This is a genomic window from Pseudomonas sp. P5_B2 (genome assembly GCF_056400445.1).
The window spans coordinates 1-1,249 of record NZ_JBFULH010000957.1 but is presented as its reverse complement, the minus strand read 5'-3'; the positions used below and the strand labels follow the sequence as shown (position 1 = coordinate 1,249).

Genomic DNA, 1,249 nt, shown 5'->3' with positions numbered 1-1,249 from the left:
AGCTCTAACTTTGATTCAGGAGTTTTTGCTGATGCCCGCTATCGTTCCGTCCAAAATTTGCACTACCGCTCCACCGGGTCATACCCACCACCGCCCAAAAATCGGAGGTGCCCAATGACCAACCCTCAAGACCTCAAAACCATCGGCCTCACCCCTTTCTCCTACCACGCCAACGAACCGCTGTTTCGCATTAACGCCGGCGTTCCAGTCATCGAAGCCCTCTCCCACGCCTCCGATCTGCTCCACATCGCCAAACTCCTTGCATCAGATGCCGCGATGGTTCGCGATACCGACCGCCATGCCTGGGCGTCGCATTATTTGCAGGACATGAGTAAAGCGATCATCGATGACGTGGTGAAGGTGCTCGCCGCACCGTGTAACAACCGCGCCAGTAACGTCGCCACATAATCCAGGCCGCACAATCGAGTAGGGTGAGGGATTACTCCCTCAGCCCTCTCACACCACCGTACATGCGGTTCCGCATACGGCGGTTCAATTAATACTCTGGAGTCGCTGCACAGTGCTGCGCAACGAGACCAGCCCCATTTTGGCGAAGTACAATGTCGGTACTGCCTGATTCATGTGATGGGATGCCGAGTTCCACCAAGGCCYTCGCCCATTAACGCTCGATTGCCACGCCCGCTCGGGTCTGAGCCCAAGTGAGATGAGTCGTCGTTCGCGGGTCTTCGGGGTTTTCCACTGTCGCCAGAGCAGACAACGTAATTTTCGACGCAGCCACCAATCGAGCTCATCCAGTGTTCGCATATTCGCGGTCAATCGGAAATAGTTCGCCCAACCCCGCAGTACAGGGTTTAGCAACTCGATGGTGTGGGGCAAGGATCGTCCTCGACCCTTGCGCAGTAACTCACGAACTCGACCCATCAACCCGCGAAGACTTTCGGGGGCGATCCGCACTCGAGTTTCCTTGCGGTAGATCGTGATCGCATAGCCCAGAAACTTTCGCTTCCAGGGCCGCGCCACTGCGCTTTTCTGCTCGTTGATACGCAGCTTCAGATGACCTTCCAGGAAGGTCCTGATACTCGCCATCACCCGCCGTCCTGTGCATTCGCTACCGACATAGATGTTGCAGTCGTCAGCGTAGCGGCAGAACTTTAACTGCCTTCTTTCCAGTTCCCGATCAAGGTCGGTCAGCAGGATATTCGACAGAAGCGGGGATAGCGGCCCACCTTGAGGCGTGCCTTCGTTTCGGGGTTGGATCACTCCATCGGCCATCATCCCCGCTTCCAGG

The 1,249-nt window shown here is 56.6% G+C and carries 2 protein-coding genes; one reads left to right on the top strand and one right to left on the bottom strand.

Features of this window, described 5'->3' with window-relative positions:
- The first annotated feature begins 114 nt into the window (after positions 1-114).
- Complete coding sequence (locus AC1DRJ_RS28290) at positions 115-408, top strand: DUF3077 domain-containing protein (RefSeq protein ID WP_477805047.1); 294 nt, start codon at positions 115-117, stop codon at positions 406-408.
- 84 nt (positions 409-492) lie between these two features.
- Here AC1DRJ_RS28290 and AC1DRJ_RS28285 read toward each other — a convergent pair.
- On the bottom strand, positions 493-1,249 hold a 757-nt coding region (locus tag AC1DRJ_RS28285), incomplete at its 5' end, for a group II intron maturase-specific domain-containing protein (protein ID WP_477805046.1).